The 25,551-nt window shown below is 73.2% G+C and carries 18 protein-coding genes and 1 other RNA gene; 3 read left to right on the top strand and 16 right to left on the bottom strand.

Features of this window, described 5'->3' with window-relative positions:
• Nucleotide 1: 1 nt before the first annotated feature.
• The 14 genes from murC to ACESM1_RS22400 form a co-directional block, all read right to left on the bottom strand.
• Nucleotides 2-1,444, bottom strand: coding sequence for a UDP-N-acetylmuramate--L-alanine ligase (murC, locus tag ACESM1_RS22465; RefSeq protein WP_372623443.1), 1,443 nt, complete (start codon nt 1,442-1,444; stop codon nt 2-4).
• Complete coding sequence (gene murG, locus ACESM1_RS22460; RefSeq protein ID WP_372623442.1) at nt 1,445-2,584, bottom strand: undecaprenyldiphospho-muramoylpentapeptide beta-N-acetylglucosaminyltransferase; 1,140 nt, start codon at nt 2,582-2,584, stop codon at nt 1,445-1,447.
• Entirely contained in the window at nt 2,581-3,714 is a 1,134-nt protein-coding gene (locus ACESM1_RS22455; protein WP_372623481.1) for an FtsW/RodA/SpoVE family cell cycle protein, read from the bottom strand. The genes murG and ACESM1_RS22455 overlap by 4 nt, the downstream gene beginning before the upstream one ends.
• On the bottom strand, nt 3,711-5,144 hold the full coding sequence (gene murD, locus ACESM1_RS22450) for a UDP-N-acetylmuramoyl-L-alanine--D-glutamate ligase (RefSeq protein WP_372623441.1): 1,434 nt from the start codon (nt 5,142-5,144) through the stop codon (nt 3,711-3,713). Before murD ends, ACESM1_RS22455 begins: the two co-directional genes overlap by 4 nt.
• Nucleotides 5,141-6,229, bottom strand: coding sequence for a phospho-N-acetylmuramoyl-pentapeptide-transferase (mraY, locus tag ACESM1_RS22445; protein ID WP_372623440.1), 1,089 nt, complete (start codon nt 6,227-6,229; stop codon nt 5,141-5,143). The genes murD and mraY overlap by 4 nt, the downstream gene beginning before the upstream one ends.
• Complete coding sequence (locus ACESM1_RS22440) at nt 6,226-7,635, bottom strand: UDP-N-acetylmuramoyl-tripeptide--D-alanyl-D-alanine ligase (RefSeq protein ID WP_372623439.1); 1,410 nt, start codon at nt 7,633-7,635, stop codon at nt 6,226-6,228. Before ACESM1_RS22440 ends, mraY begins: the two co-directional genes overlap by 4 nt.
• Complete coding sequence (locus ACESM1_RS22435) at nt 7,632-9,095, bottom strand: UDP-N-acetylmuramoyl-L-alanyl-D-glutamate--2,6-diaminopimelate ligase (protein ID WP_372623480.1); 1,464 nt, start codon at nt 9,093-9,095, stop codon at nt 7,632-7,634. The genes ACESM1_RS22440 and ACESM1_RS22435 overlap by 4 nt, the downstream gene beginning before the upstream one ends.
• Nucleotides 9,096-9,120: 25 nt before the next feature.
• Nucleotides 9,121-11,040 (bottom strand): peptidoglycan D,D-transpeptidase FtsI family protein, encoded by a 1,920-nt coding sequence (locus ACESM1_RS22430; RefSeq protein ID WP_372623438.1) that lies wholly within the window; start codon nt 11,038-11,040, stop codon nt 9,121-9,123.
• Complete coding sequence (locus ACESM1_RS22425; RefSeq protein WP_372623437.1) at nt 11,037-11,804, bottom strand: hypothetical protein; 768 nt, start codon at nt 11,802-11,804, stop codon at nt 11,037-11,039. Before ACESM1_RS22425 ends, ACESM1_RS22430 begins: the two co-directional genes overlap by 4 nt.
• On the bottom strand, nt 11,801-12,751 hold the full coding sequence (gene rsmH / locus ACESM1_RS22420) for a 16S rRNA (cytosine(1402)-N(4))-methyltransferase RsmH (protein ID WP_372623436.1): 951 nt from the start codon (nt 12,749-12,751) through the stop codon (nt 11,801-11,803). The genes ACESM1_RS22425 and rsmH overlap by 4 nt, the downstream gene beginning before the upstream one ends.
• Nucleotides 12,748-13,224 carry a division/cell wall cluster transcriptional repressor MraZ gene (locus tag ACESM1_RS22415; RefSeq protein ID WP_372623435.1) on the bottom strand — a complete coding sequence of 159 codons (477 nt, stop codon included), beginning with the start codon at nt 13,222-13,224 and terminating at the stop codon, nt 12,748-12,750. Before ACESM1_RS22415 ends, rsmH begins: the two co-directional genes overlap by 4 nt.
• Before the next feature lie 422 nt (nt 13,225-13,646).
• An RNA gene (gene rnpB, locus ACESM1_RS22410) (RNase P RNA component class A) lies at nt 13,647-14,065 on the bottom strand.
• A gap of 191 nt (nt 14,066-14,256) precedes the next feature.
• A complete protein-coding gene (locus ACESM1_RS22405) occupies nt 14,257-14,910 on the bottom strand; it encodes an N-acetylmuramoyl-L-alanine amidase (RefSeq protein ID WP_372623479.1) in 654 nt (217 codons plus the stop codon).
• Between the two features lie 248 nt (nt 14,911-15,158).
• A complete protein-coding gene (locus tag ACESM1_RS22400) occupies nt 15,159-15,929 on the bottom strand; it encodes a TerB family tellurite resistance protein (RefSeq protein WP_372623434.1) in 771 nt (256 codons plus the stop codon).
• A gap of 127 nt (nt 15,930-16,056) precedes the next feature.
• Between ACESM1_RS22400 and ACESM1_RS22395 the strand changes: the two genes are divergently transcribed.
• Both ACESM1_RS22395 and ACESM1_RS22390 read left to right on the top strand, forming a co-directional pair.
• Nucleotides 16,057-19,680 carry a hydantoinase B/oxoprolinase family protein gene (locus tag ACESM1_RS22395; protein WP_372623433.1) on the top strand — a complete coding sequence of 1,208 codons (3,624 nt, stop codon included), beginning with the start codon at nt 16,057-16,059 and terminating at the stop codon, nt 19,678-19,680.
• Nucleotides 19,677-22,535: an AsmA family protein gene (locus tag ACESM1_RS22390; protein ID WP_372623432.1), complete on the top strand. Its 2,859-nt coding sequence runs from the start codon at nt 19,677-19,679 to the stop codon at nt 22,533-22,535. The genes ACESM1_RS22395 and ACESM1_RS22390 overlap by 4 nt, the downstream gene beginning before the upstream one ends.
• A gap of 3 nt (nt 22,536-22,538) precedes the next feature.
• Here the strand turns inward: ACESM1_RS22390 and ACESM1_RS22385 are convergent, their stop codons facing one another.
• Both ACESM1_RS22385 and ACESM1_RS22380 read right to left on the bottom strand, forming a co-directional pair.
• Entirely contained in the window at nt 22,539-22,763 is a 225-nt protein-coding gene (locus tag ACESM1_RS22385; RefSeq protein ID WP_372623431.1) for a ribbon-helix-helix domain-containing protein, read from the bottom strand.
• Nucleotides 22,760-24,190 (bottom strand): class II fumarate hydratase, encoded by a 1,431-nt coding sequence (locus ACESM1_RS22380; protein ID WP_372623430.1) that lies wholly within the window; start codon nt 24,188-24,190, stop codon nt 22,760-22,762. Before ACESM1_RS22380 ends, ACESM1_RS22385 begins: the two co-directional genes overlap by 4 nt.
• A 113-nt stretch (nt 24,191-24,303) precedes the next feature.
• Between ACESM1_RS22380 and ACESM1_RS22375 the strand changes: the two genes are divergently transcribed.
• Nucleotides 24,304-25,464, top strand: coding sequence for a trans-sulfuration enzyme family protein (locus ACESM1_RS22375; protein WP_372623429.1), 1,161 nt, complete (start codon nt 24,304-24,306; stop codon nt 25,462-25,464).
• Nucleotides 25,465-25,551: the final 87 nt, after the last annotated feature.

The raw sequence follows: 25,551 nt of genomic DNA, 5'->3' as shown, positions 1-25,551 counted from the left end.
CTCACTTGCTGCCGCCCACCAGCCGCGGCCGCGTGCGGGTCTGCAGCGCGGCGAGCTGCTCGGGCAGGGCATGCGCCCAGGCGGTGATGTTGCCGGCACCGAGGCAGACCACGTAGTCGCCGGACTTGGCGATGGCGTTCACCATCTCCGCCAGGCTGTCCGGCCCCGGCAGCGGCACCACGGAGCGATGTCCGCGCGCGCGCAGCCCCTCCACCAGGGCGTCGCGATCCACGCCCGGCATCGGCTGCTCGCCGGCGGCGTACACGTCAGCGACGATGACGGTGCCCGCATCGTTCATGCAGGCGCAGAAATCCTCGAACAGCGTGGCGAGGCGGGAGTAGCGGTGCGGCTGCACCACCGCCACCACGTCGCGCGCACCGGCCTGCCGCGCCGCCTTCAGCACCGCGGCGATCTCCACCGGGTGATGGCCGTAATCGTCGATCACGGTGATGCCGCCGGCCTCGCCGGTGCGGGTGAAGCGGCGCTTCACGCCCTTGAAGCCGGCCAGCGCCGTGCGGATGGTGTGCTCGTCCACATCCATCTCGGCGGCGATGGCGATGGCGGCCAGCGCGTTCTGCACGTTGTGGTGGCCGAGCATCGGCAGGCGCATCGGCTTCAGCGTGCGGCTGCGCCCCGTGGCGCGGTCGCGCACCACCACCTCGAAGGTCGCGCCCATGCGGTCGGTGATCACGCGCTCGGCGCGCACATCGGCCTGCGGCGAGAAGCCATAGGTGATGATGCGCCGGTCCGACAGGCGCGGGATCATCGCCTGCACCTCCGGATGGTCGGCGCAGAGCACGGCGAAGCCGTAGAAGGGGATGTTGCCGACGAACTGCGCATAGCCCTCGCGCATCGCCTCGCCGGTGCCCCAGTGGTCGAGGTGCTCGGGGTCCATGTTGGTGACCACCGCGACCACCGCCGGCAGCTTCAGGAAGGAGCCGTCGCTCTCATCCGCCTCCACCACCATCCAGTCGCCGGCACCGAGCCGGGTGTTGGTGCCGTAGGCGTTGATGATGCCGCCATTGATGACGGTGGGGTCGAGCTTCGCTGCTTCCAGCACCGCGGCGACCAGGCTGGTCGTCGTGGTCTTGCCATGCGTGCCGCCGATCGCGACCGACCATTTCAGCCGCATCAGCTCGGCCAGCATCTCGGCCCGCCGCACCACCGGGATCAGCCGCGCGCGCGCCGCCTGCACTTCCGGGTTGTCGCGCTTCACGGCGGTGGAGACCACCACCACCTGCGCCGCGCCCAGGTTCGCCGCATCGTGCCCGACCATCACGGGGATGCCGGTCTCGCGCAGCCGGGCGACGTTGTAGCCCTCCGAGATATCGCTGCCCTGCACCTGGTAGCCGAGGTTGTGCAGCACCTCTGCGATGCCGGACATGCCGATGCCGCCGATGCCGACGAAGTGGATGGGGCCGATGGAGAGCGGCAGGGCGCGCATCTACTGGGACTCCGCCGGCGCATCGGCGCCGATCAGCGACTGGACGAGATCGGCAAGGCGCCGGGCGGCCTCGGGATGCGCCTGCTTCGCCGCCGCGGCGGCGGCACGCGCCAGCACCGCGGGCGAGCCGAGCGCCGTGGCCAGCTGCCGCGCCAGCGCATCCGCGGTGAAGGCGTGTTGCGGTATCAGCCAGGCTGCCCCGGCGGAAGCCAGCGCATGGGCGTTGGCGGTCTGGTGGTTGTCGATCGCATGCGGCAGCGGCACCAGCACGGAAGGCCGCCCGGCGCAGGCGAGTTCCGCCACGGTCGAGGCGCCGGCGCGTGCCACCACCATGTGCGCCATTGCCAGCCGCGTTGCGATGTTGCCGAAGAAGGGCGAAAGGTCGGCCGGCACGCCGGCGGCGCGATAGGCCGCCTCGACACGCGGCAGGTCCTCCGCGCGGGTCTGCTGCGTCACCACCAGCCGCGCGCGCAGCGCCTCCGGCAGCGCCGCCACGGCGGCGGGCACCACATCGGCGAACACGCGGGCGCCAAGCGAGCCGCCCAGCACCAGCAGGCGGATCGCGCCCTCCTCGGCCGGCGGCGCATAGCCCTGGCCGGCGAGCGCGGCGAGCGCCGGGCGCACCGGGTTGCCCACCACCTCCACCCGCGCCCCTTCCGGCACGCGCGTGGTCTCCGGCGCGGAGAGCGCCAGCAGGTCGGCGCGCGGCGCCATCAGCCGGTTGGCGCGGCCGAGCACCGCGTTCTGCTCGTGCAACGCCGTCACCGGCCGCTTCGCGCGCGGCAGCGTGCGCGCCGCCACCAGCGGCGGGATGGAGGGGTAGCCGCCGAAGCCCACGACCGCCGCTGCATCCAGCCGCGCAAGGATGCGCCTTGCCTCCAGCGTGCCGGCTGCGAGCGCGAGCGTGCCGCGCAGCGCGGCCCGCGCACCGCGCCCGGCGACGCCTGAACCGTGCAGCACGAAGCGCTCGGCATTGCCGAAGGCGGGGCTTTCGAAGGCGGCGCTGCGCGCATCGGTCATCAGCGCGATGCGCTCGCCGCGTGCGACAAGCTCGGCCGCCAGCGCCTCCGCCGGGAACAGATGCCCGCCGGTGCCGCCGGCCGCGATGACGATGGGGCGCGCCGTGGGTCCCCGCATCATCGCTCCTCCTCGAGGCGGGAGAGGCGGCGGCGCGTGAGCGCCAGCAGCATCCCCATCCCCAGGGCGATGGCGAGCACGGAGGAGCCGCCATAGCTCACGAAGGGCAGCGTCATCCCCTTGGTCGGGATCAGGTGCAGCGAGGAGGCCATGTTGACGAAGGCCTGCAGCCCGAACTGCGTCAGCAGCCCCGCCGAGGCCAGCACCACGAACAGGTCGGTCTCGCCCAGCAGCCGCACCAGCCCGCGGACCACGACGAAGGCGAAGAGGGCGAGGATGACCAGGCAGATCACCAGCCCGAACTCCTCGCCGGCGACGGCGAAGACGAAGTCGGCGTGCGCGTCGGGCAGCACGTTCTTCACGCGGCCCTCGCCGGGGCCACGGCCGAGCAGCCCGCCATGCCCGAAGGCCTCCAGCGCCACCGTCACCTGGTAGTTGTCGCCCGCCGACGGGTCGAGGAAGCGCTCCACCCGCGACTGCACATGCGGGAACAGCGTGTAGGCGAAGGCCGCCGCCGCCACGCCGAGCGCGCCGACGAAGCCGACGACGAACAGGTTCAACCCGGCGACGAAGAACTGCGCGAAGAACACCGCCGTCACCACCAGCAGCATGCCGATATCCGGCTGGCCCTTCAGCAACGCGGCGATGCCGAGGAACAGCAGGATCGCCAGCAGCGTGGCGCCATGGCGGCGGTTCGCCTTGCCCTCGGCGATCAGCCAGGCGGCGACCACGGCGAAGCAGGGCTTGAGGAATTCCGAAGGCTGGATCGAGCCGAGCCCGGGCACGGACAGCCAGCGCCGCGCGCCCTTGATCTCGACGCCCATGACCAGCGTCGCGGCCACCATCGCCAGCGAGACGCCAAGTCCCAGCCAGCCGAGCAGCCGCACCTGGCGGATGCTCAGCATCGAGACGGCGAGCATCGCGGCGGTCGCCCCGGCCAGGTAGACGATCTGGCGGATGAAGAACATGTTGCGGGAGGAGGCGCCGATGCGCTCCGCCACCGCCGGCGAGGCGGCCAGCATCATGACGTAGCCGAAGCCGACCAGCGCCAGCAGCGCCGCCAGCGTCCAGCGGTCGATCGTCCACCACCAGCGGCCGAGGGTGGAGGTGTCGGCGCGCGAGAAGGACATCAGGCGGCCCTCCCGAGATCATCCGTCATCAGCGACTGCACCAGCACGCGGAAGCGGTCGCCGCGCGCATCGAAGCCGCTGAACTGGTCGAAGCTGGCGCAGGCCGGCGAGAGCAGCACGACATCCGCCGCACCACCGCGGGCCGCGGCGGCGGCGGCGGGCACCGCCTGGTCGAGCGTGCCGGCCACCTCATGCGGCACGCCATGCGCGGCCAGCGTCGCGGCCAGCATCGGCGCGTCGCGGCCGATCAGCACGGCGCGGGCGATGCGCGGGAAGAAGGGCGCAAGGCTCTCGATGCCGCCCGCCTTCGCCTCGCCGCCGGCGATCCACACCACGCGGTCGTAGCTGGCCAGCGCACGCGCGGCGCTGTCGGCATTGGTCGCCTTGCTGTCGTTGACGAAGACCACGCCGCCGAGCGTGCCCACGCGCTCCTGCCGGTGCGGAAGGCCGGGGAAGCTGGCGAGGCCGGCGGCGATCTCGGCGCGCGTCAGCCCGGCCTGCAGCGCCACCGCGGCGGCGGCGGCAGCATTCTGCGCGTTGTGGCTGCCGGGCAGGGCAGGGGCCGCGCGAAGATCAGCGATCTCCCCGGCCTCGTCGCGCAGCACAGTCCCCTCCGCCCAGATGCCGCCCGCCACGCGCCTGCGACCGGAGATCGGGACCAGGCTGGAGTTGATCGCGGGGGCCATGGCGATGGACAGATCGTCATCCTGGCCGAGCACGCCGAGATCCTCCGGCAGCTGCCGCGCGAAGATGTTTGCCTTCGCAGCAGCATAGCCGGCCATGCTTCCATGGCGGTCGAGGTGATCGGGGCTGATGTTCAACATCACCGCCGAGTTGAAGCGGATCGTCGCGATTCGCTCCAACATGTAGCTCGACATTTCGAGGGTGTAGGTGCCTTCCGACCCCAAGATGTTGAGGCCGAGCGCCGCCGGCCCGAGATTGCCCCCGACCTCCGAGACGCGTCCCGCCCCATGCAGCAGATGGTGAATCAGCGCGGTCGTCGTCGACTTGCCGTTCGTGCCGGTGATGCCAATGAAGCGGGCCGCGCTGCCCGCCGCCCGCACCGCGCGGAACAGGAACTCGACATCGGCGAGGATCGGCACGCCTGCTGCCCGCGCACGCGCCGCGACCGGATGCGGCCGCGGCAGCAGATGCGGGATGCCGGGCGAGAGCAGCAGCGCATCGAAGCGGAAGGCGCCCTGCGAAAGGTCGCGCACGGCAAGCCCCACGCGTTCCGCCGCCGCGCGCTGCGCGGCGCCGTCGTCCCAGGCCGTGAGCTCCGCGCCCCATCCGGCCAGGCGCTCCGCCGCCGGCAGCCCGGCGCGGCCGAGCCCGACCACGGCGATGCGCTGGCCGGCGAAGGGACGGAAGGCGCCTTCGCCCGGCCGGTTCACGTTCCGCGCCTGCGGCGCTGCACGATCGGACGGGATCATCGGATCTTCAGCGTCGAAAGGCCGACCAGCGCCAGCACCATCGCGATGATCCAGAACCGGATCACGATGGTCGGCTCCGCCCAGCCCTTCTTCTCGAAATGGTGGTGCAGCGGCGCCATCAGGAAGACGCGGCGGCCGGTGCGCTTGAACCAGAAGACCTGGATGACGACCGAGAGCGTCTCCACGACGAACAGCCCGCCGACGATCGCCAGCACGATCTCGTGCTTCGTCGCCACCGCCACCGCGCCCAGCGCGCCCCCGATGGAGAGGCTGCCGGTGTCGCCCATGAAGACCTTGGCCGGCGGCGCGTTGAACCACAGGAAGCCGAGCCCGGCACCGATCAGCGCCGAGAGGAACACCGCCAGCTCGCCGGTGCCGGGCACGAAATGCAGCTGGAGGTAGTCCGCGAAGACGCGGTTGCCGACGAGGTAGGAGATCAGCGCGAAGACGCCGCCGGCGATCATCACCGGCACGATGGCCAGCCCGTCCAGCCCGTCCGTCAGGTTCACCGCATTGGAGGCGCCCACCATCACCAGCGCCGCCAGCAGCGGGAAGGCGAAGCCGAGCGGCACCAGCAGTTCCTTGAAGAAGGGCAGCGCCAGCGTGCCGTCGAGCGGGGCGGGCAGCAGCAGCATCATCCAGATCGCCGCCGCCAGCCCGACCAGGCCCTGCGCGATCAGCTTGTGCCGGCCGGAAACGCCCTTGGTGTTGCGCTTGGTCACCTTCAGCCAGTCATCGGCGAAGCCGAGCGCGCCGAAGCCCAGCGTCACCAGCAGCACCGCCCAGACATAGCCGTTGCGCAGGTCCGCCCAGAGCAGCGTCGAGACCACCAGCCCAAGCAGGATCAGCACGCCGCCCATGGTGGGCGTGCCCTTCTTGGTCAGCAGATGGCTCTGCGGCCCGTCCTCGCGGATCGGCTGGCCGCCATTCTGCGTCGCGCGCAGATAGCGGATCAGCGCCGGACCGAGGAACAGCGAGAGGAACAGCGCCGTCATGCAGGCCGCCCCCGCCCGGAAGGTCAGGTAGCGGAACAGGTTGAACAGCTGGAAATCGTCGGCCAGCGGCGCAAGCAGGTTGAAGATCACGGCACCACCCCGGCGCCACCGGCGCTGGACTTGTCGTTGAGCGATGTCAGCGCCGCCACGACCAGCGCCATCCGGCTGCCGAGCGAGCCCTTGACGAGCACCGCATCGCCCGGCCGGACGGCACCCGCCAGCAGCGGCGCCAAGGCCGAGCTGTCGGGCAGATGCGCACCACGTTTCTTCTCCGGCAGCGCCGCGAACAGGTGGCGCATCAGCGGCCCGCAGCAATAGACCAGGTCGGCCGCCGACGCGACGTCGGATGCAAGCTCCGCATGCATGGCAGGACCGCCTTCGCCGAGCTCCAGCATGTCGCCGAGCGCAACGATCCGCCGCGTCGCCGGCTGCGCCGCCAGCACCGAGAGCCCGGCGCGGATCGAGGCGGGCGAGGCGTTGTAGCTGTCGTCGAGCAGCAGTGCCGTCCCGCCAGGCAGCGCGAGCGTCACCCGCGCACCGCGGCCGGCGCCGGCGCCGAAGCCGCGCAGCGCCTCGGCCGCGGCGACCACGTCACCCTCCAGCGCATGCACCGTGGCGATGGCGGCGCAGGCGTTCAGCGCCAGGTGGTGCCCGGGGGCGGCCAGATGCACCGAGAGGGGCAGTCCATCCATCAGCACGCGCGCCGTGCCGCGCGCCGCCTCGCCCACATAGTCGGTGAGCTGAATGTCGGCGCGCGCGCTCTCGCCGAAGGTGAGAACCCGTGCGCCGGCCTGCTTCGCGCGCGCCAGCAACTGGCTCAGGAAGGGTGACTCCGCCGGCAGGATGGCGGCACCCCCCTTCTCCAGCCCGAGCAGGATGTCCGCCTTCTCCTCGGCGATCGCCTCCTGGCTGCCGAGGTTGCCGATATGGGCCGTGCCGATGGTGGTGATCACCGCGACATGCGGGCGCGCCATGCGCGCCAGCGGCGCGATCTCGCCGCGATTGTTCATGCCCATCTCGACGATCGCGAAGGCGGCGTCGCGCGGCTGCCGGGCGAGGGTCAGCGGCACGCCCCAATGGTTGTTGTAGCTCGCCGTCGCGGCGTGTGTCGGGCCGAGTGCGCCGAGGGCGAGGCGCAGCATCTCCTTGGTCGTGGTCTTGCCGACGCTGCCGGTGATGCCGACGAAGCGTGCCCTGCTGCGGCCGCGCGCCGCGGCGCCGAGCGCCTGCAGGCCGGCCAGGGTGTCGGCCACGCGCAGCAGCGGCGCATCGGTCGGCACGCCGGGCGGATCGCGATCCACCATCGCCGCCACGGCGCCGCGCGCGAGCGCCTCCGCGACGAAATCGTGCCCGTCCCGCGCATCGCGCAGCGCGACGAACAGATCGCCCGGCTGCAGGCTGCGCGTGTCGATCGAAACCCCGGTGGCGGCGATCTCCGCGGCGAGCGTGCCGCCCGTCGCGCCGCGCAGCTCGGCCGAAGTCCAGAGCGCGCTCATGCCGCCCGGCCGTTCAGCAGGCCGCGCACCACCGCGACATCGTCGAAGGGATGCGTCACGGCGCCGATGGTCTGGCCGCTCTCATGCCCCTTGCCCGCCACCGCCAGCACGTCGCCGGGGCCGAGCGCCGCCAGCGCGCGGGCGATCGCGGCGGCGCGGTCGCCGGCATCCATCCCACCGGGGCAGCCCGCCAGCACGGCGGCGCGGATCGCGGCGGGCTCCTCGCCGCGCGGATTGTCGTCGGTCACCCAGCAGGTGTCGGCGAGCTTGGCGCAGGCCGCGCCCATCAGCGGCCGCTTGCCGGGATCGCGGTCGCCGCCGGCGCCGAACAGCACATGCAGCTTCGCGCCCGGCGCGACATGCGGGCGCAGCGCGGCGAGCAGCCGCTCCAGCGCGTCCGGCGTGTGGGCATAGTCCACATAGACGGCGGCGCCGTTCGGCAGCCGCGCCGCCAGTTCCATCCGGCCGCGCACGCCGGCCAGAAGCGGCAGCAGCGCCAAGACGCGCGCCGCCTGCATCCCGGTCGCCACAGCCAGCGCCGCGGCGAGCAGCGCATTGTCCGCCTGGAAGCGGCCGGGAAGGGCGAGGCGAAGCGCGTGGCGCGTGCCGAAGAACTCGATGTCCACCTCCTGCCCATCGGGGCGCGGCAGCTGGCGCAGCAGCCGCACCGCCTCGCCGGCCACGCCCACCGTCAGCAGGCGCAGCCCGCGTGCCTCGGCGATGCGGCGCAGCGCCGCGAGGCTCTCCGCCTCCATCTCCGCCTGCGCCACCGCGGTCGCGCCGGCGGGCAGCAGCGTGTCGAACAGCCGCAGCTTGGCAGCGCGATAGGCCTCCATGCTGCCGTGGTAGTCGAGATGGTCGCGCGTCAGGTTGCTGAACCCCGCCGCCGCGAAGCGCGCGCCGTCCAGCCGCCGCTGGTCGAGTCCGTGCGACGACGCCTCCATCGCCGCATGCGTCACGCCCGCCTTCGCCAGCGTCGCCAGCGTGGCGTGCAGGGCGACCGGATCGGGCGTGGTCAGCGAGGGGCCACGGGGGAAGCCCGGCGCGACCAGCCCCAGCGTGCCGAGCGAGGCGGCGCGCGCGCCGTCCATCGCCCAGATCTGGCGCAGGAAATCCACCGTGCTGGTCTTGCCGTTGGTGCCGGTCACCGCCGCCAGCGTGGGCGGCTGCTGCGTGCCATGGAAGGCGGCCGCCAGCAGTGCCAGCGCGCGGCGCGGATCGGTCGCGAGCAGCAGTGGGCGCTGCGGCACGCCCGCCGGCCAGGTGGTGCCCTCCGGCGCCAGCACAGCGGCGGCGCCGCGCGCCACCGCCTCGCCGATGAAGTCGCGGCCATCGGCCTTCGCGCCCGGCAGCGCCGCGAACAGCGTGCCCTGCCGCACCGCGCGGCTGTCGGCGGTCAGGCCGGCGATGCGCGGCGCCTCGCCTCCGCTCCAGCACGGCAGGTCGGGATGCGCGCGCAGCAAAGCATCCAGCGCGCGGGGGGCCTCATCGGCTTGCAAGGCTCGCCTCCCGCTGCGGGGCGGGCGGGGCAGGCTGGCGGGGCGCGGCGGCGGGCGGCGTGCCCTGGGCGGCGGGAGCGGCACGGACGGGCGCGCGCGGCGCCTGCGCCGGGCGGCCGGGCTGCATCGGGATGGCGATGCCGGCCTGGATCTCCGCCGCGCGCTCGGTTTCGGGCACCATGCCGAGGATCGGCGCGACGGTGCGGATCACCATTCCCGCCGCAGGCGCGGCGACCCAGCCGGCGGTGGCGTAGCCATGGCTGCGCGCATTCGGCGTCGGCTCGTCCACCATCACATACAGCGCGTAGCGCGGGGCGTTCATCGGGAAGGCGCCGACGAAGGCGGCAATCCGCTTGTTCCGGAGGTAGCCGCCGTTCGGTGCGGTCTTCTGCGCCGTCCCGGTCTTGCCGCCGACGAAGTAGCCGGGCACCTCTGCGCTGCGGCCGGAGCCATCGGTCACCACCAGGCGCATCAGCCGGCGCATCGTCTCGGAGGTGCGCTCGCTGACCACGCGGCGGCCTTCCGCCACGGTGCCGGGTTCGCGCGCCACCAATGTCGGCGGTCGCAGGATGCCGCCATTGACCAGCGCCGAGACGCCGGTGATGACATGCAGCGGCGTCACCGAGATGCCGTGGCCGAAGCCCACCGTCATCGTGTTGATCTCGCGCCAGGCCTGCGCGCGCAGGATCAGCGGCAGCGCGACCTCGGGCAGTTCCACGCCGACGCGGGAGGCCATGCCCAGGCGCACCATGAATTCGCGGTGCCGCTGCGGCCCGATCGCCACCGCCATGTGCGCGGAGGCGATGTTGGAGGAATGCGCCAGGATCTCCGGCAGCGCCAGCCAGCGGTTCTTGCCGCGGAAGTCGTTGATGGTGAAGCGCCCGTAGCGGATCGGGCGGGAGGCGTCGAAGCCGTTCCAGATGTTGACGACCCCGAAGTCGAGCGCGGCGGCGGCGGTGAACAGCTTGAAGGTGGAGCCGGGCTCGTACACGCCGACGGTGGCGCGGTTGAAGCGCGGGTTGTTGCCCTGCTCCTCGCGCGTCAGCGGACGGTCCTCGCGCGCGGCGGGGTCGGAGAGGTCGAAGTCCGGCAGGCTGACCATGCCCAGCACCTCGCCGGTCTGCACATCCATCAGGATGCCGGCGCCGCCGATGCCGTTGAACTCGCTGATCGCGCGCGTCACCGCATCGCGCAGCGCGAGCTGCACCCGCACGTCGATGGACAGCCGCAGCTCCTCGCCGCGGCGGTTGCGCAGGCGGCCGTCGAAATGCCGCTCGATGCCGGCGATGCCGTTGCCGTCCACGTCCACGCCGCCCAGGATGTGCGCCGCCGCGCGGCCCTGCGGGTAGGCCCGCCGCTCCGCCGGCTCGAAGTAAAGCCCCGGGATGCCGAGCGAGTTCACCGCCTGCTGCTCGCGGGGCGTCAGCGCGCGGGCGATGTAGGCGAATTGCCGCTCGCCGGTGAGCCGCGCCGCGACCCGTTCGGCATCGAGCTGCGGCAGCACGGTGACCAGGCGGCGCGCGACGCCGGCGGGATCCTGGATCTCGCTCGGGTTGGCATAGAGCGCGGTGACGGGGAGGGAGACCGCCAGGATCTCGCCGTTGCGGTCGGCGATCACGGCGCGGCCGGGCTGGTGCTCCACCGGGCGCGAAGCCGCGGCCATCGCCTGCAGGCGGCGCGGCTCGGCGGGGTCGAGCAGCGTGGCATCGGCCAGCCGCACCGCCACCGCGCCGAACAGCAGCGCGAAGCCGGAGGCGGCGATCAGCAGGCGCGAGCGGGTGCGCTCCAGCATGGCGCGATGCGCCAGTTCCGGCCGCGTGACCTTGACGATCTCGTTGCGCGGGCGTTCGGAGCCGAGGCTGCGGCCGGCGGGGGGCGCGTCCGGGGGCGGGGGGATTGGGTTCATCGCAGCGTCGCGGCCGCGGCCGGACGGACCGGCACCGGCGGTGCGAGCAGCGGCCGGCCGAGCGCCGAGGCGCCGCCGAGCAGGGAGGTGCTGCCGACCGCCGAGGCGATGGCGGTGGGCGGCGCGGGGGTGGGCGCGATCCGAGTGACCGGCGGCGCCGGGGTTGGCGCGGGCGCGACATGCACCGCCGGCTGGATCGGACGGGGCGGCGGGGCGGCGCGCGCCGTCACCGGTGCGGGGGGCGGTGCCGGGCGCGCGGCGACGCGGATCACCTGCTCGGCACGCTGGGCAGCGACGGCGGCGGCCAGCGCGCGCGGCGCCGGTGTCTCAGCCGGGGCTGCCGCGGCCGCGGGCGGAGGCGTCGGTGACGTGGCCGCCGGGGTGGCGCCGGCCGTGGTGGAGGCGAGCATCACGCCGGCCGCTTGCGGCTCCGGCGTCACGGGATCGGCGAAGATGTCGGGCGCGCCGGCGAAGGCGATCGCGGCCGGCAGGTGCTGGCCGAGCTGGTTCGGGCGCATGAACTGCTGCGGCTGCATCGGCTGCAGCGCCAGCATGCGCGTGGCGGTCTGGCGCAGGCGGTCGGGCTCGTTCAGCAGCGCCCATTCGGCGCGCAGGATATCGAGCCGCTGGCGCGCCTGCTCCGTCTCGCGCTGGATCGCGACCAGCTCGCGGTCCTTCACCGCGACCGAGTGCTTGACCTGGTAGAGCCAGGCGCCCGCCCCGGCGAAGGCGCAGAAGCAGAGCAGCGTAAAGGGGCGGATCATGCATGCACCTGCGGGGAGGAAGGGGCGAGGCGTTCGAGGGCGCGCAGCCGCGCCGAGCGCGACCGCGGATTGGCGTCGGTCTCCGCGCCGCCGGGGCGCAGCGCGCGGGGCGTGAGCAGCGCGAAGTCCGAGGCGGTTCGGGACAGCAGCGCCGCGGGATCGTGACGGGAGGCGCCGCCGGCGCGGCCGGTGGCTTCGGCCATGGCGCGCTTGACGATGCGGTCCTCGAGTGAGTGGAAGGCCACCACGACCAGCCGGCCGCCGGGTGCGAGCAGGTGCATCGCCGCGGCGAGGCCGCGCTCCACCTCGCCCAGTTCGTCGTTCACCGCGATGCGCAGCGCCTGGAACGAGCGCGTTGCGCCGTCGATGCCGGAGGGGTCGCGGGGGACGGCGCGGCGGACGATCTCGGCGAGGCGGGCGGTGGTCTCGATCGGCGCTTCGGCGCGGGCGCGCAGGATGGCGCGGGCGACGCGGCGGGCGTGCCGCTCCTCGCCGAACTCGGCGATGATGCGGGCGAGCTCGGCTTCCGGGAGGGTGTTCACCAGCTGGGCGGCACTCGGCCCATCCCGCCCCATCCGCATGTCGAGCGGGCCGTCGGCGCGGAAGGAGAAGCCACGCTCCGCCTCGTCGAGCTGGAAGGAGGAGACGCCGAGATCCATCACCACGCCGTCGAGCTGCGTGACGCCGCGTGCGGCCAGGCTGTCCAGCATGTCGCCGAAGCGGGCATGCACCAGGTGCAGGCGCCCGGGATACCGCGCGGCCAGGGTGGCGCCGCGGGCGATCGCGTCCGGGTCGCGGTCGATCGCCCACAGCGTGCAGTCGGCCGCCGCCAGGATGGCCGCGGCATAGCCGCCGCCGCCGAAGGTGGCGTCGAGATAGGTGGCGCCGGAGCGTGGCCGCAATGTCGCCATCACTTCCTGAAGCATGACGGGAATGTGGTTGTTCATGCCATGCCCCTCGGAGTCGTGTTGAGGGGGAGGGCAGGGAGTCGCAGGCGTTTTTCGCGCACCTGCGCCAGCGCTTCGGCGACATGCGCCCGGGCGGCCTCGGCTTCCCAGATCTCGAAGCGGTCGCTCTTGCCGAGGAAGGCGATGGCCTCCGGCAGGCCCGCGGCGATGATCATCGCCTCCGGCAGCACCAGCCGCCCTTCGCCGTCGTAGCGGAGCATTTCGGTCACGGAGATGAAGCCGGCCTCCCATGCCTCGCGTTCCTCGGAATAGGTGTCGAGCGTGCGGATGGCGGCGACCATCCGCTCGAACTCCGCCCGCGAGCGGGCCTCGATGCAGGGGTATTGGTGCGAGATGCGGAAGGCGATCTGGTTGACCCCGGCCGCTTCAAGTTCCGAGCGGAACGCGGCGGGCACGGAGATGCGGCCCTTGCGGTCCAGCTTCCCGAAATGCGTGCCCACGAACTGGGTCATCGCGTCGCCGTCGTCCCCCACGACAGCCAGCCCGTGGCCGCCGTCCCCCTGCTCAGCGGCCGGCGGGGCCCCCCCCCCCCACCGGCTCGCCCGCCCAACCCCCTTCGGTGCCTCTGAATGCCCCCCCGAGCAAGGCATCGTCACGGGATGACATGGGATAGCACGGCTGATTCTGGGTCCACAAGCAGAAAACCAGGATGCTCCGGCATTTCGCGGTAGCCAAAGACTTTGTTAATCAGTCGTTTACGGCCAACTTCTGTAACTTGGCAGCAAGCGTATACAAACAGATTCTCTGCAACGAGACGGGCTTCGTTGTTTGTTCCGTCATGGGGCCGTAACGGCAATGAAGGGCGGGCGGAGTGGGGGCGCCGGGGCGGGTGGCCTGCCGCCGCGCGGCGGCGGCGGCCGTTGTCATGGAATGCGGTGCCGGGCGGCCTGTAAGCCGGGTTCTGTCCGCACCTTGCGATGCTCGACGACCATTCCTCTGGACCCTGCGTCGCCGCAGGGTTCACGCGGCCAACCCGGGCGGCGGGGCGGAAATGCCCCTGCGTCGGCGGCTTTCGCCGCTACGCCGGCCGCCCCTATTCGGCCTTGCTCCCGGTGGGGTTTGCCATGCCGCCCCCGTTGCCGGGGGCGCGGTGGGCTCTTGCCCCACCCTTTCACCCTTGCCGCGGGAGGGGTCTCCCCCTGCCGTGGCGGTCTGCTCTCTGTGGCACTTTCCCTGGGCCTTGGGCTTTCGCCCTCTGCCCGCCGGCCGTTGGCCGGCACCGTATTCCCGTGGAGCCCGGACTTTCCTCCAGCGCGATGTCGCCACCCCGCCAGCGGTCGCCCAGCCACCCGGCACCGAGGGTGATGTCGCGCCGCAAGGCGCGCGGGTCAATGGTCGCCGCGAGGCGTGCGGGTCAATGGTCGCCGCGAGGCGCGCGGGTCAATGGTCGCCGCGAGGCGCGCGGGTCGATGGCCGCCGCGAGGGGCGCGGGTCGATGGTCGCCGCGAGGGGCGCGGGTCGATGGTCGCCGCAAGGGGCGCGGGTCAATGGAGACCGCTGCGCCTCGCCGTCCGCGGATCCCCGGCTGCACCAGCGGTCGCCTCGGCGACGGCGGCGAGCCGCGCCAGCGTGCCGGCATCCGCGATGCCGTCCACGCGCTCCGGCCACCAGTGCCTTTGAAACGCGCGCAGCAGCACCGGCAGTGCAAGGTCGGTGCGGTAGCCGATGGCATCGAGCAGCACCAGCGGATCGCCCGCGGCCGCCGTGTCCGCCGCAGGCCACAACCCGACGCCATTCGCCGCCAGGCCCTGCCAGTCGAACAGCTCGCCCGGATCTTCCTTGCGGTCGGGCGACACGTCCGAATGGCCGACCACGTTGCGCGCGGGGATCGGGTGCCGCGCCAGGATCTCGATGCAGAGATCGGCGACCGCCGCCATCTGCAGCGCGGGGAAGGGGCGGTAGCCGTGCTCATGGCCGGGGTTGACGATCTCGATGCCGATGCTGCGCCCGTTCAGCAGCGTGTGGCCGCGCCAGGACGAGACACCGGCATGCCAGGCGCGGCGTTCTTCCGGCACCAGGCGGAACACCGCGCCGTCCTCCTCGACCACGTAATGCGCCGAGACTCGCGCGGCGGGGTCGCGCAGCCGCGCGATCGCCTCGGCGCCAGTCTTCATGCCGGTGTAGTGCAGGATCAGCATGTCCACGGGCACGCCGGCGGGCCGGTCGTCCTGATTCGGGCTGGGCAGGTCGCGCAGGCGCACCCTACGACCCGCGCTGCCGCTTGATGCGGTCCCCACCTGCCGCGCGATGCGCGACAGGGCCAGGAGGCCGGGCCTGGGACCGCGGGGGCAAACTCACGACCCGCGCTGCCGCTTGATGCGGTCCCTACCTGCCGCGCGATGCGCGGCAGGGCCGAGAGGCCGGGCCTGGGATCGCGGGGGCAGACTCACAACCCGCGCTGCCGCTTGATGCGGTCCCAGGCGGCGTTGATTTCGGCCACCTTGTTGGTCGCGCGCTGGATGAAATCCGCCGGAACGCCGCGCGCGGCCAGGCTGTCCGGGTGGTTCTCCCGCATCAGCTTGCGCCAGGCCAGCCGCACCTCCTCGTCGCCCGCATTGGGCGAGATGCCGAGCACCGCATAGGCGTCGTCGGTCTTCTGCTGCTGCTCGACGCGGGAGCCGGACTGGCCGCCGCCCTTCGCCCGCTCCCAGGCGCCGGAATCGAGCCCGAAGCGGAGATGGATGCCCTGCAGCACCGGCAGCTCGCCGCGCGTGACCGGGCCATCCGACCGCGCGATGTAGAACAGCGCGGCCAGCACGTCCTCGAGCATGGCGCGGTTGTCGGCGAAGGCCTCGCCGAGCCGTTCGGCGAAGGGCTCCCAGCCTTCGGAATCCTCGCGCGCCTTGTCGAACATCTGCCCGACTTCGCGCAGGTTCTCGGGCGGGATGCGGAACATCTGCTTGAAGGCGTCGATCTCCTGCCGCTTCACCGGCCCGTCCGCCTTGGCGAGCTTGGCCGAGAGCACGATCACGGAGATGGCGAACAGCGTCTCCCTGTTGCCGAGCAGCGCGGCGAGGTCGGCCGCGCCCGGTCCGATGCGGCCCGGGATGGCGCCCTGGTCGGCCGCATGGCCGAGCGCCGCGCCGACCACCGCGCCCAGTGGCCCGCCCGTCAGGAACCCGCCGACGCCGCCGAGAATCTTGCCCCATATACTCAAGGGTGAGGCCGCCTCCTTCGCTGCGAGTGGTCCTAGCACGCCGCGCAGGCCGCCTACAGGGGCGCCGCACCCCTTGCGCCAAGCCGTTCCGCAGGCCATGGACGCGGCGGCGCAAGGGATTGTTTCCATGTCGGGCTGGCAGTTCTGGATCGATCGCGGCGGCACCTTCACCGATATCGTGGCGCGCGATCCGGCCGGCCGGCTTTCCACCCGCAAGCTGCTCTCCGAGAACCCCGGACGCTACCGGGATGCCGCCGTGGCCGGCATCCGCGCCTGCCTCGGGCTGGCGCCGGATGCGGCGATCCCGCCGGGTGTCATCGAGGCGGTGAAGATGGGCACCACCGTCGCCACCAACGCGCTGCTGGAGCGCAAGGGCGAGCGCGTCCTGCTGCTGGTCAATCGCGGCTTCGCCGACATGCTGCGGATCGGCAACCAGGCCCGCCCGCGCCTGTTCGACCTGCAGGTGAAGCTGCCCGAGCTGCTGCATGAGCGCGTCGCCGAGATCGGCGGCCGTGTCGCGGTGGATGGCAGCGAGCTGGAAGCCCTCGACGAGGACGCGGCACGCGCGGCGCTCGCCGCCGGCCACGCGGATGGCATCCGCGCCGTTGCGATCGTGATGATGCATGCCTGGGCGCATCCGGCGCATGAGCTCCGCCTCGGCGAGCTGGCCCGCGAAGCCGGCTTCGCGCAGATCTCCCTCAGCCACCAGGCCAGCCCGCTGCCGCGCATCGTGCCGCGCGGCGATACCACGGTGGTGGACGCCTATCTCTCGCCCATCCTGCGCCGCTACGTGGAGCAGGTGGCGTCGGAACTGCCGGAGGTGAAGCTCTACTTCATGCAGTCCTCCGGCGGCCTGGCGGAGGCCGCGAGCTTCCAGGGCAAGGATGCGATCCTGAGCGGGCCGGCGGGCGGCATCGTCGGCGCGGCGCGGACCGCGGGCATGGCGGGGCTCGACCGCATCATCGGCTTCGACATGGGCGGCACCAGCACCGACGTCGCGCTCTACGCCGGCGAGTTCGAGCGCGCCTTCGAGACGCAGGTGGCCGGCGTGCGGATGCGCGCGCCGATGATGGCGATCAACACGGTGGCGGCCGGCGGCGGCTCGATCCTGGTGTTCGACGGCGCGCGCTTCCGTGTCGGGCCGGAGAGCGCGGGCGCGGTGCCGGGACCCGCCTGCTACCGCCGCGGCGGGCCGCTGACGGTGACGGATGCGAATGTCATGGTCGGCAAGGTGCAGCCGCGCCACTTCCCGGCGATCTTCGGCCCCAACGCCGACGAGGCGCTGGATGAGGACGTCGTGCGGCAGAAATTCGCGGCGCTCGCCGCGGAGATCGCCGCCGCCACCGGCGCGCCCCGGACGCCCGAAGCGGTCGCGGAGGGCTTCCTGCGCGTCGCCGTCGCCAACATGGCCAACGCGATCAAGCAGGTCTCGATCCAGAAGGGCCACGACGCCACGCGCTACGCGCTGCAATGCTTCGGCGGCGCCGGCGGGCAGCATGCCTGCCTGGTGGCCGACGAGCTCGGCATGGAGACGGTGTTCATCCACCCCTTCGCCGGGGTCCTCTCAGCCTATGGCATGGGCCTCGCCGACCAGACGGTGATCCGCGAGCAGGCGGTGGAGGCGCCGCTTGCCGCCGCAGGCATGGCGGAGCTCGCATCGCGGCTCGACGCGCTGGAACAGGCGGGCCGCGCGGAGCTGGCGCGGCAGGGCGCCGATCCGGCGGTGCTGTCCGCCGCGCGGCGGCTGCACCTGCGCTACCACGGCACCGACAGCTTCCTTCCCGTGCCCTTCGGCGGCCATGATGCGGTGCTGGCGGCCTTCACCGAGGCGCATCGCCGCCGCTTCGGCTTCGCCACGCCCGAGCGCCCGGTGGTGGTCGAGGCCTGCGTGGTCGAGGTCACCGCCGCCGGCGAGAAGGTGGAGGAAGCCGCGCTGCCGCCGCGCGGCGCGGGCGAGCCGATCCCGGTGATCGACACGGTTTCCCTGTTCAGCGGCGGTGCGGCGCATGACGCGCCGGTGTTCGACCGCGAGGCGCTGCATGCCGGCGACCGCATCGCCGGCCCCGCGCTGATCCGCGAGGCCAATGCCACCACCGTCGTCGAGCCCGGCTGGACCGCCGAGGTCACGACGCTGAACCACCTGCTGCTGCGCCGCACCGAAACGCGGGCGGCGGCGCGGGTGGCGGATCTCGCGCGACCCGATCCGGTGATGCTGGAGCTGTTCAACAACCTCTTCATGAACATCGCCGAGCAGACCGGCGCGGTGCTGCAGAACACGTCGCTCAGCGTGAACATCAAGGAAAGGCTGGACTTCTCCTGCGCCGTCTTCGACGCGACCGGCCGGCTGGTGGCGAACGCGCCGCATGTGCCCGTGCATCTCGGCGCGATGGGCGAGAGCGTGCGCACGGTGATCCGCTCGCGCGGCGCGACGCTGAAGCCGGGCGACGTGGTGGCGCTGAACAACCCCTACAACGGCGGCACCCACCTGCCGGACATCACCGTCATCACGCCGGTCTTCGACCAGGCCGGCAGCGAGATCCTCTTCTTCGTCGGCAGCCGCGGCCACCACGCCGATATCGGCGGCCTGACGCCGGGCTCCACGCCGCCGGGATCCAAGACGCTGGAGGAGGAAGGCGTCGTCATCGACGATTTCCTGCTCGTCGATGGCGGGACGATCCGGGAGCGCCAGTTCCTGGACCTGCTGGCCTCGGCGAAGTACCCGGCGCGCAGCCCGCAGGTGAACCTTGCCGACATCAAGGCGCAGGTGGCCGCCAACGAGAAGGGCGTGCAGGAACTGCAACGGGCGGTAACGGAGTTCGGCCTGGAGACCGTGCGCGCCTACATGAGGCACGTGATGGACAACGCCGAGGAGAGCGTCCGCCGTGTGCTCGAGCGCCTGCAGGATGGCAGCTTCGAAACCTCGATCGACGACGGCACGCCGCTCAAGGTCACCGTCCGCGTGGACCGGGCCAACCGCCGCGCGGTGATCGACTTCACCGGCACCGGCCCGCAGCGCCCCGACAACTTCAACGCCCCCGCCGCGGTCTGCCGCGCCGTGGTGCTCTACTGCTTCCGCTGCCTGGTGGGGGAGGACATCCCGCTCAACGATGGCTGCCTGGTGCCGCTCGAGATCATCGTGCCGCAAGGCACGTTTCTTTCGCCCCGCCGCGGCGGTCCGGGCGGCGGCGCGGCGGTGGTCGCCGGCAACACCGAGGTCAGCCAGATGACCTGCAACGCGTTGCTCGCCGCGCTCGGTGCCTGCGCCTCCGCCCAGGCGACGATGAACAATCTCCTGTTCGGAGACGATGTTTACCAATACTACGAGACCGTCTGCGGCGGCACCGGCGGCGGCCCGGGCTTCCCCGGCACCTCGGCGGTGCAGACGCACATGACCAACACCCGCATGACGGACCCCGAGGTGCTCGAGCTGCGCTACCCCGTTCGCCTCGAGGAGTTCGCCATCCGCCGTGGCTCCGGCGGCGCCGGCCGCTTCCCGGGTGGCGATGGCAGCCGCCGGCGCATCCGCTTCCTGCGCCCGATGGAGGCGGTGATCGTCGCCTCGCGCCGCACCGTGCCGCCGCATGGCATGGAAGGCGGCAGCCCCGGCGCCCCCGGCCGGCAATGGGTGGAGCGGCTGGACGGCACGATCCACGCGATGAAGGGCCAGGACCGCGCCATGCTCGCCGCCGGCGAGGTGCTCGGCCTCGAGACGCCCGGCGGCGGCGGGTGGGGCGCGCCGCTGCCGGGATGAAGCGCCTTGTCGTCGCCTTCGGCACCCTTGCCCTGCTGGTGCTGGCCGGCCTCTGGATCGGCCCGCGCTTCATGGATTGGGAACCCTGGCGGGAACGCCTGGCCGAGATCGCGACCGACCGCCTCGGCCGGCCTGTCACGCTGGAAGGGCCGGTCGAGCTGACGCTGCTGCCGAGCCCGGTGGTGCGCGCCGGCGGCGTCACCATCGGCGAGCTCAGCGAGGCGGAGGAGGCAGCCGGCTTCAGCGTCACGGCGCGCCTGCTGCGGCTGCGGCTCGACCTCGGCGCGCTGCTCGCCGGCCGGCTTGCCCCGCGCGAGATCGCGCTGGTCGGCGCCGAGCTCACCCTGCCCTGGCCGCCCGGCCCCATGCTCGCCTTCCGCCCGCCGGCCTGGCTCGGCGCGCTGGAGGCGGAGTTGGAGGATGCCCGCGTCCACCTCGGCGACACCGTGCTGGAGGGCGTGGCCGCGCATCTCTCCGCCGGCGGGTTGGCGCAGGCGCTGGAGATCTCCGGCAGTTTCGCCTGGAACGGCCGCCCGGCCCGCTTCGCTGCCACGCTCGGCCGGCCCGGCTGGGACGGCGTCGCCCCCCTCGAACTCTCGCTCGCCATGCCGGAAGCCACCGCCCGGGCGCGTGGCGTGCTGGTGCCCGACCGCGGCTTCGAAGGCACGATGGAGGCCTCGGGCCCCGACCTCGCGGCGCTGCTGCCAAGCCCGCCCGGTCCGTTCAGCGCCAGCGGCAGGCTGACCGCCAGCGCGGACCTCATCGCGGGCGACGATCTGGCGCTCGACCTCGCCGGCGCGCCGGCGCGCGGCGCGGTGGCGCTGAGGCTGCTGCCGGCGCCGCGGCTGGACGTCGCGCTGCTGGCGAGCCGCCTCGACCTCGATGGCTGGGTGGCGGCGCTGCGGGCGGCCGGGCCGCGCAACTGGCCGCTCTCCGTTGACCTCTCGGCGGAGGCGGCGGGCTTCGCCGGCCTCACCCTGCGTCGCCTGCGCGGCGCCGCCTTCCTGGAGGACGGGCGCCTCACCCTCACCGATGTCTCGCTGCTGCTGCCGGGCGAGACCGAGCTCGAGTTCGCCGGCGCCACGGCCGGCGGGCGGCTCGAGATCGGGGCGCGCTTCGCCGGGCCGGACATCCGCACCAGCCTCGCCGCGCTCGGCCTGCCGGTGGAGGAGCTGGACCCCGCCCTGCTGCGCCGGGGCGAGGGCCGCTTCCGCCTGGTGCTGGAGGAGCAGCAGGCGGCGGTGCCGGAATTCACCGCCACCTTCGAGGACCTGCGACTCTCCGGCGCCGGCACCTTGCGCTACGGCGCGCGGCCGGCGCTCGGCCTCGGCATCACGGTGGACCGGCTGGACCTGCAGCGCTGGCTGCCGAACGGGCTCGACCTCGGCCAGGCCTCGCGTGCGCTCGGCGCGGTGGACCTCAACCTGCGGCTGGCGGCGGAGCAGGCGCGCTGGGGCCAGGCGGTGATGGAGAATGCCGCGCTGGATGCGGCGCTGGAGAATGGCAAGGTCACGCTGCGCCGGCTGTCCGGCCGGCTGGCGGAAACCGACATCGTCGCCTCCGGCACCGCGACGCTGGCGCCGGCGCTCAGGCTCGCCGATGTGACGCTCGAGGCGAACGGCTCCACCGCGCGGGGCCTGCTGGAGCTGCTGCCCGGCGCCTCGCCGCGGCTGAACGCGCTGGCGGCGATGGCGACCTCGCTGCGCATCTCGGGTGGCGGCCCGGTGGATGCGCTGGCGCTGCGCGGCGAGGCCGCGCTCGGCGAGTTGCGGGCCGAGGCGAACGGCACGCTCGACCTGCCGGGCCGCCGCGGCAATGCGGCGCTGACGCTGCGCCACCCCGGTGCGCCGCGCCTGCTGGCCGAGGCCTTCGGGGTGGATGCCGCCGGCTGGCTGGGGGAAGGCTCCTTCTCCCTGGTCGCCAGCGTCGCCGCCGGTCCGCAGGGCATCGTCGCGGAGAGTTTCGAGCTGGTGGCGGGCACGCTGCGCGCCGGCGGTGCCCTGGCCTTCACCGATGGCGGGCGGCCGCGCCTGAGCGGGCGCATCGCCGCCGAGCACCTGCCCCTGCAGTTGCCCGGCCTGCGCAGCACCGAGCCGCTGGGCCTGGACGCGCTCGCCGGCTTCGATGCCGAGCTGGCGCTGGAGGCCGGGCGCATCTCCGCCGACGGCGTGGTGGCCGAGGAGGCCGCGGCGGCGTTGCAGCTGGCCGACGGCCGGCTCCGGATCGAAGATTTCCGGGCGAAGCTGGCCGGCGGCACGCTGAAGGGAGCGCTGGGGCTCGACCTTGCCGCCGCCGGCCCGCCGCGCCTGGCGCTGGAGGTGCAGCTGGCGGAGGCGACGCTGGCAGCGCCGCTGCTCGACCTGCCCTTCGACGTGACGGCCGGCCGCGGCGAGGCTTCGGCCAGCCTGACCGCGGTGGGCCATTCGCCGGCGGCGCTGCTCGGCACGCTGTCCGGCAGCTGGCGCGCGGTGCTGCGCGACGGGGTGCTCACCGGGCTCGACCTCGGCGCGGCGACGGCGGCCTCCGGGCTGGCGGAGCGGCCGGCGGCCGAGGCGGGGGTTCGCGATGCGCTCTCCGGCGGCGCCACCGCCTTCGAGCGGCTGGAGATGGAGGGCGTGGTGGAGGGCGGGCAGATCCGCCTGGACGCCGGGCTGGTCGCCACCGATGCCGGCGCGACGGCGACGCTCTCGGGCGGCGCGGACCTGCCGCGCAACATGCTCGACCTCCGGCTCGGCATCCGCAGTGCGACGCCGGAGGCGCCGGAGATCGGCCTTCGCATCACCGGCCCCGCCCCCACGCCGCGCGCCTTGCCCGAGACCTCGGACTGGGCGCGCTGGCGGGCCGAGCGGGGGTAACCTTCAGCGCGCTGCCGATGCCTCCCGCAGCGCGAACAGGCGCAGTGCGCTGGCCAGCGGCAGGGCGGGATCCGCGCGCGCGGCATCCACCTCCGCCACCACCCCGGCGAGGCTCGACCCGCGACGCGTCGCGGCCGCTTCCAGCGCAGCCCAGAATTCCGGCTCGAGCGCAACCGAGGTGCGGTGGCCGGCCAGCCGGAAGGAGCGCTTGCGGAGGTGCCTGGTCAACCGCCCTCCAATGTCGCGCCGCCAGGCGCGCGGGTGGAGCTGGTGCCCGGGTGCACCATCTCCTCCGGCCGGACCCAGCGGTCGAACTCCTCCGGCGTCACATGGCCGAGCCGCCCGGCGGCTTCCTTCAGCGTGATATCGTCCTTCAGCGCCAGCTTGGCGATCGCCACCGCCTTGTCGTAGCCGATCCGCGGGTTCAGCGCGGTCACCAGCATCAGCGACTTCGCCAGGTTGTCGGCGATGCGCGGCAGGTTCGGCTCCAGCTTCTCCACCATGTTCGCGGCGAAGCTGCGGGCGGCGTCGCCGAGCAGCCGGGCCGATTGCAGCACCGCCTGGATGATCACCGGCTTGAAGACGTTCAGCTCCAGATGGCCCTGCGCGCCGCCGATGGTGACGGTGACGTGGTTCCCCATCACCTGCGCGCAGACCATGGTCAGCGCCTCCGACTGGGTCGGGTTGGTCTTGCCTGGCATGATGCTGCTGGAGAGGCCATCGGCGGGGATCACCAGCTCCGCGAGGCCGGCGCGCGGCCCGCTGCCGAGCAGGCGCACATCGTTGCCGATCTTGTTCAGCGACACCGCGATGGTGTTGAGCGCGCCGGAGAGCTCCACCAGCGCGTCATGCGCCCCCATTCCCTCGAACGGGTTGTCGCTGGCGGTGAAGGGCAGGCCGGTGAGCGCCGCCATGCGTCCGGCGAAGGCGGTGGCGAAGCCGGGGTGGCGGTTGAGCCCGGTGCCCGCCGCCGTGCCGCCCTGCGGCAGCGGCATCAGCCGCGGCAGCGCATCCTTCAGCCGCGCGATGCCAAGCTCCACCTGCCGCGCCCAGGCCGACGCCTCCTGCCCGAGAGTGACGGGCACCGCATCCATCATGTGGGTGCGGCCGATCTTCACGATTGCGTTCCACTCGGCGGCGCGGCGCACGAGGGCGGCGTGCAGTGCCTCCAGACCCGGGATCGTGCCCTGCGTCACCGCTTCCGCCGCGGCGACGTGCATCACGGTGGGGAACATGTCGTTGGAGGACTGGCCGCGGTTCACATGGTCGTTCGGATGCACGGGCCTGCGGCTGCCGAGCGGCTGGCCGAGTGCGTGGCTGACGAGGTTCGCGATCACCTCGTTGGCGTTCATGTTGGTCTGCGTTCCGGAGCCGGTCTGCCAGACCGGCAGCGGGAACTCGGCGTCGTGCCGGCCCTCGGCGATCTCCTGCGCCGCGGCGGCGATCGGGTCCGCGATCTCCGGCGGCAACTCGCCGAGCGCCTTGTTGGCCTCCGCCGCGGCGCGCTTCTGCAGCCCGACGGCGCGGATCAGCGCGGGCGGGAAACGCTCCGTGCCGATCTGGAACAGGCGCCGCGCGCGCTCGGTCTGCGGGCCCCAGAGCCGGTCGGCGGGGATCTCGATGGAGCCGAGCGAGTCGGTTTCTGTGCGGGTCATGCCGCGGCATGTGGGCACGCCGGCGGCGGGCTGCCAGCGTCACGCCGGCGGCGGGCTGCAAGCGTCGCCATGCCGGCGTAGGATGTGCCCGCCCGATGGCGATGGATGACAGGATGGACACGAGGAACCCGCGCAACTGGGCGCCCCGCACGCTGGCGGCGCAGGCGCTCGGCCGGATCGACGAGGCAAGCCGCGCCATCGTGCCGCCCATCCATGTCACCACCACCTTCCTGCGCGACCCGGACAACCAGTACCGCAGCGGCAACATCTATGGCCGGGCCGACAACGAGACGGTGCGCGAGGCCGAGGCCGTGATCGCCGCGCTCGAAGGTGCCGCGGCGGCGATGGTGCTGGGCTCCGGCATGTCGGCTGCCACCTCGGTGTTCCTGGCGCTGCGGCCGGGCGACCATGTGGTGGCGCCGAAGGTGATGTACTGGTCGCTGCGCAACTGGCTGATGACCGACGCCGCCGCCTGGGGGCTCTCGGTGGAGCTGGTGGACATGAGCGACCTCGGCGCGGTGCGCGCGGCGGTGCGGCCGGGCGCGACGAAGCTGGTCTGGGCGGAAACGCCGGCCAACCCGCTCTGGTCGATCACCGATATCGCGGGGGTGGCGGAGATCGCGCATGCAGCGGGCGCCGTGCTGGCGGTGGATTCCACCTGCGCCACGCCGCTGCTGACGCGGCCCCTGGAGCATGGCGCCGACCTCGTCATGCATGCGGCGACGAAATACCTCAACGGCCATTCCGACGTGGTGGCCGGCGCGCTGGCGACGGCGCGCACCGATGCGCTGTGGGAGCGCATCCGCCGCAACCGCGCCGTGCTTGGCCAGATCCTCGGGCCGCTGGAGGCCTTCCTGCTGATCCGCGGCATGCGTACCGTGCCGCTGCGGGTGCAGGCCGCCTGCGCCTCCGCGCTCGACCTCGCCGAGAGGTTTTCGCGCCATCCGGCGGTGGCCGAGGTGCTGTATCCCGGCCTGCCCACCCATCCCGGCCATGCGGTGGCGCGGCGGCAGATGGTGGGTGGCTTCGGCGGCATGCTGAGCATCCGCCTGCGGGGCGGCGAGGCGGCGGCGGTGGCGACGGCGGCGCGGGTGGAGTTGTGGAAGCGCGCCACCTCGCTCGGCGGCGTGGAGAGCCTGATCGAGCACCGCGCCTCGATCGAGGGCGCCGGCTCGCCCTGCCCGCCGGACCTGCTGCGGCTCTCGACGGGCATCGAGGACGCCGGCGACCTGTTCGCCGACCTCGACCGGGCGCTGCGGGCGGCGAACGCGTAGCGGGGAGGGCGCTGCCCTCCCCGGACCCCACCCGCCAGGAGGCTTAGGCTCCTGGACCTCGATCAGTTCAACGCCGGGGGCGGAGGG

Origin of the sequence: Falsiroseomonas sp. (assembly GCF_041690465.1) — a bacterium.
In the GTDB taxonomy this organism is placed as follows: domain Bacteria; phylum Pseudomonadota; class Alphaproteobacteria; order Acetobacterales; family Acetobacteraceae; genus Falsiroseomonas.
This window is presented reverse-complemented; position numbering and strand designations above follow the sequence as displayed.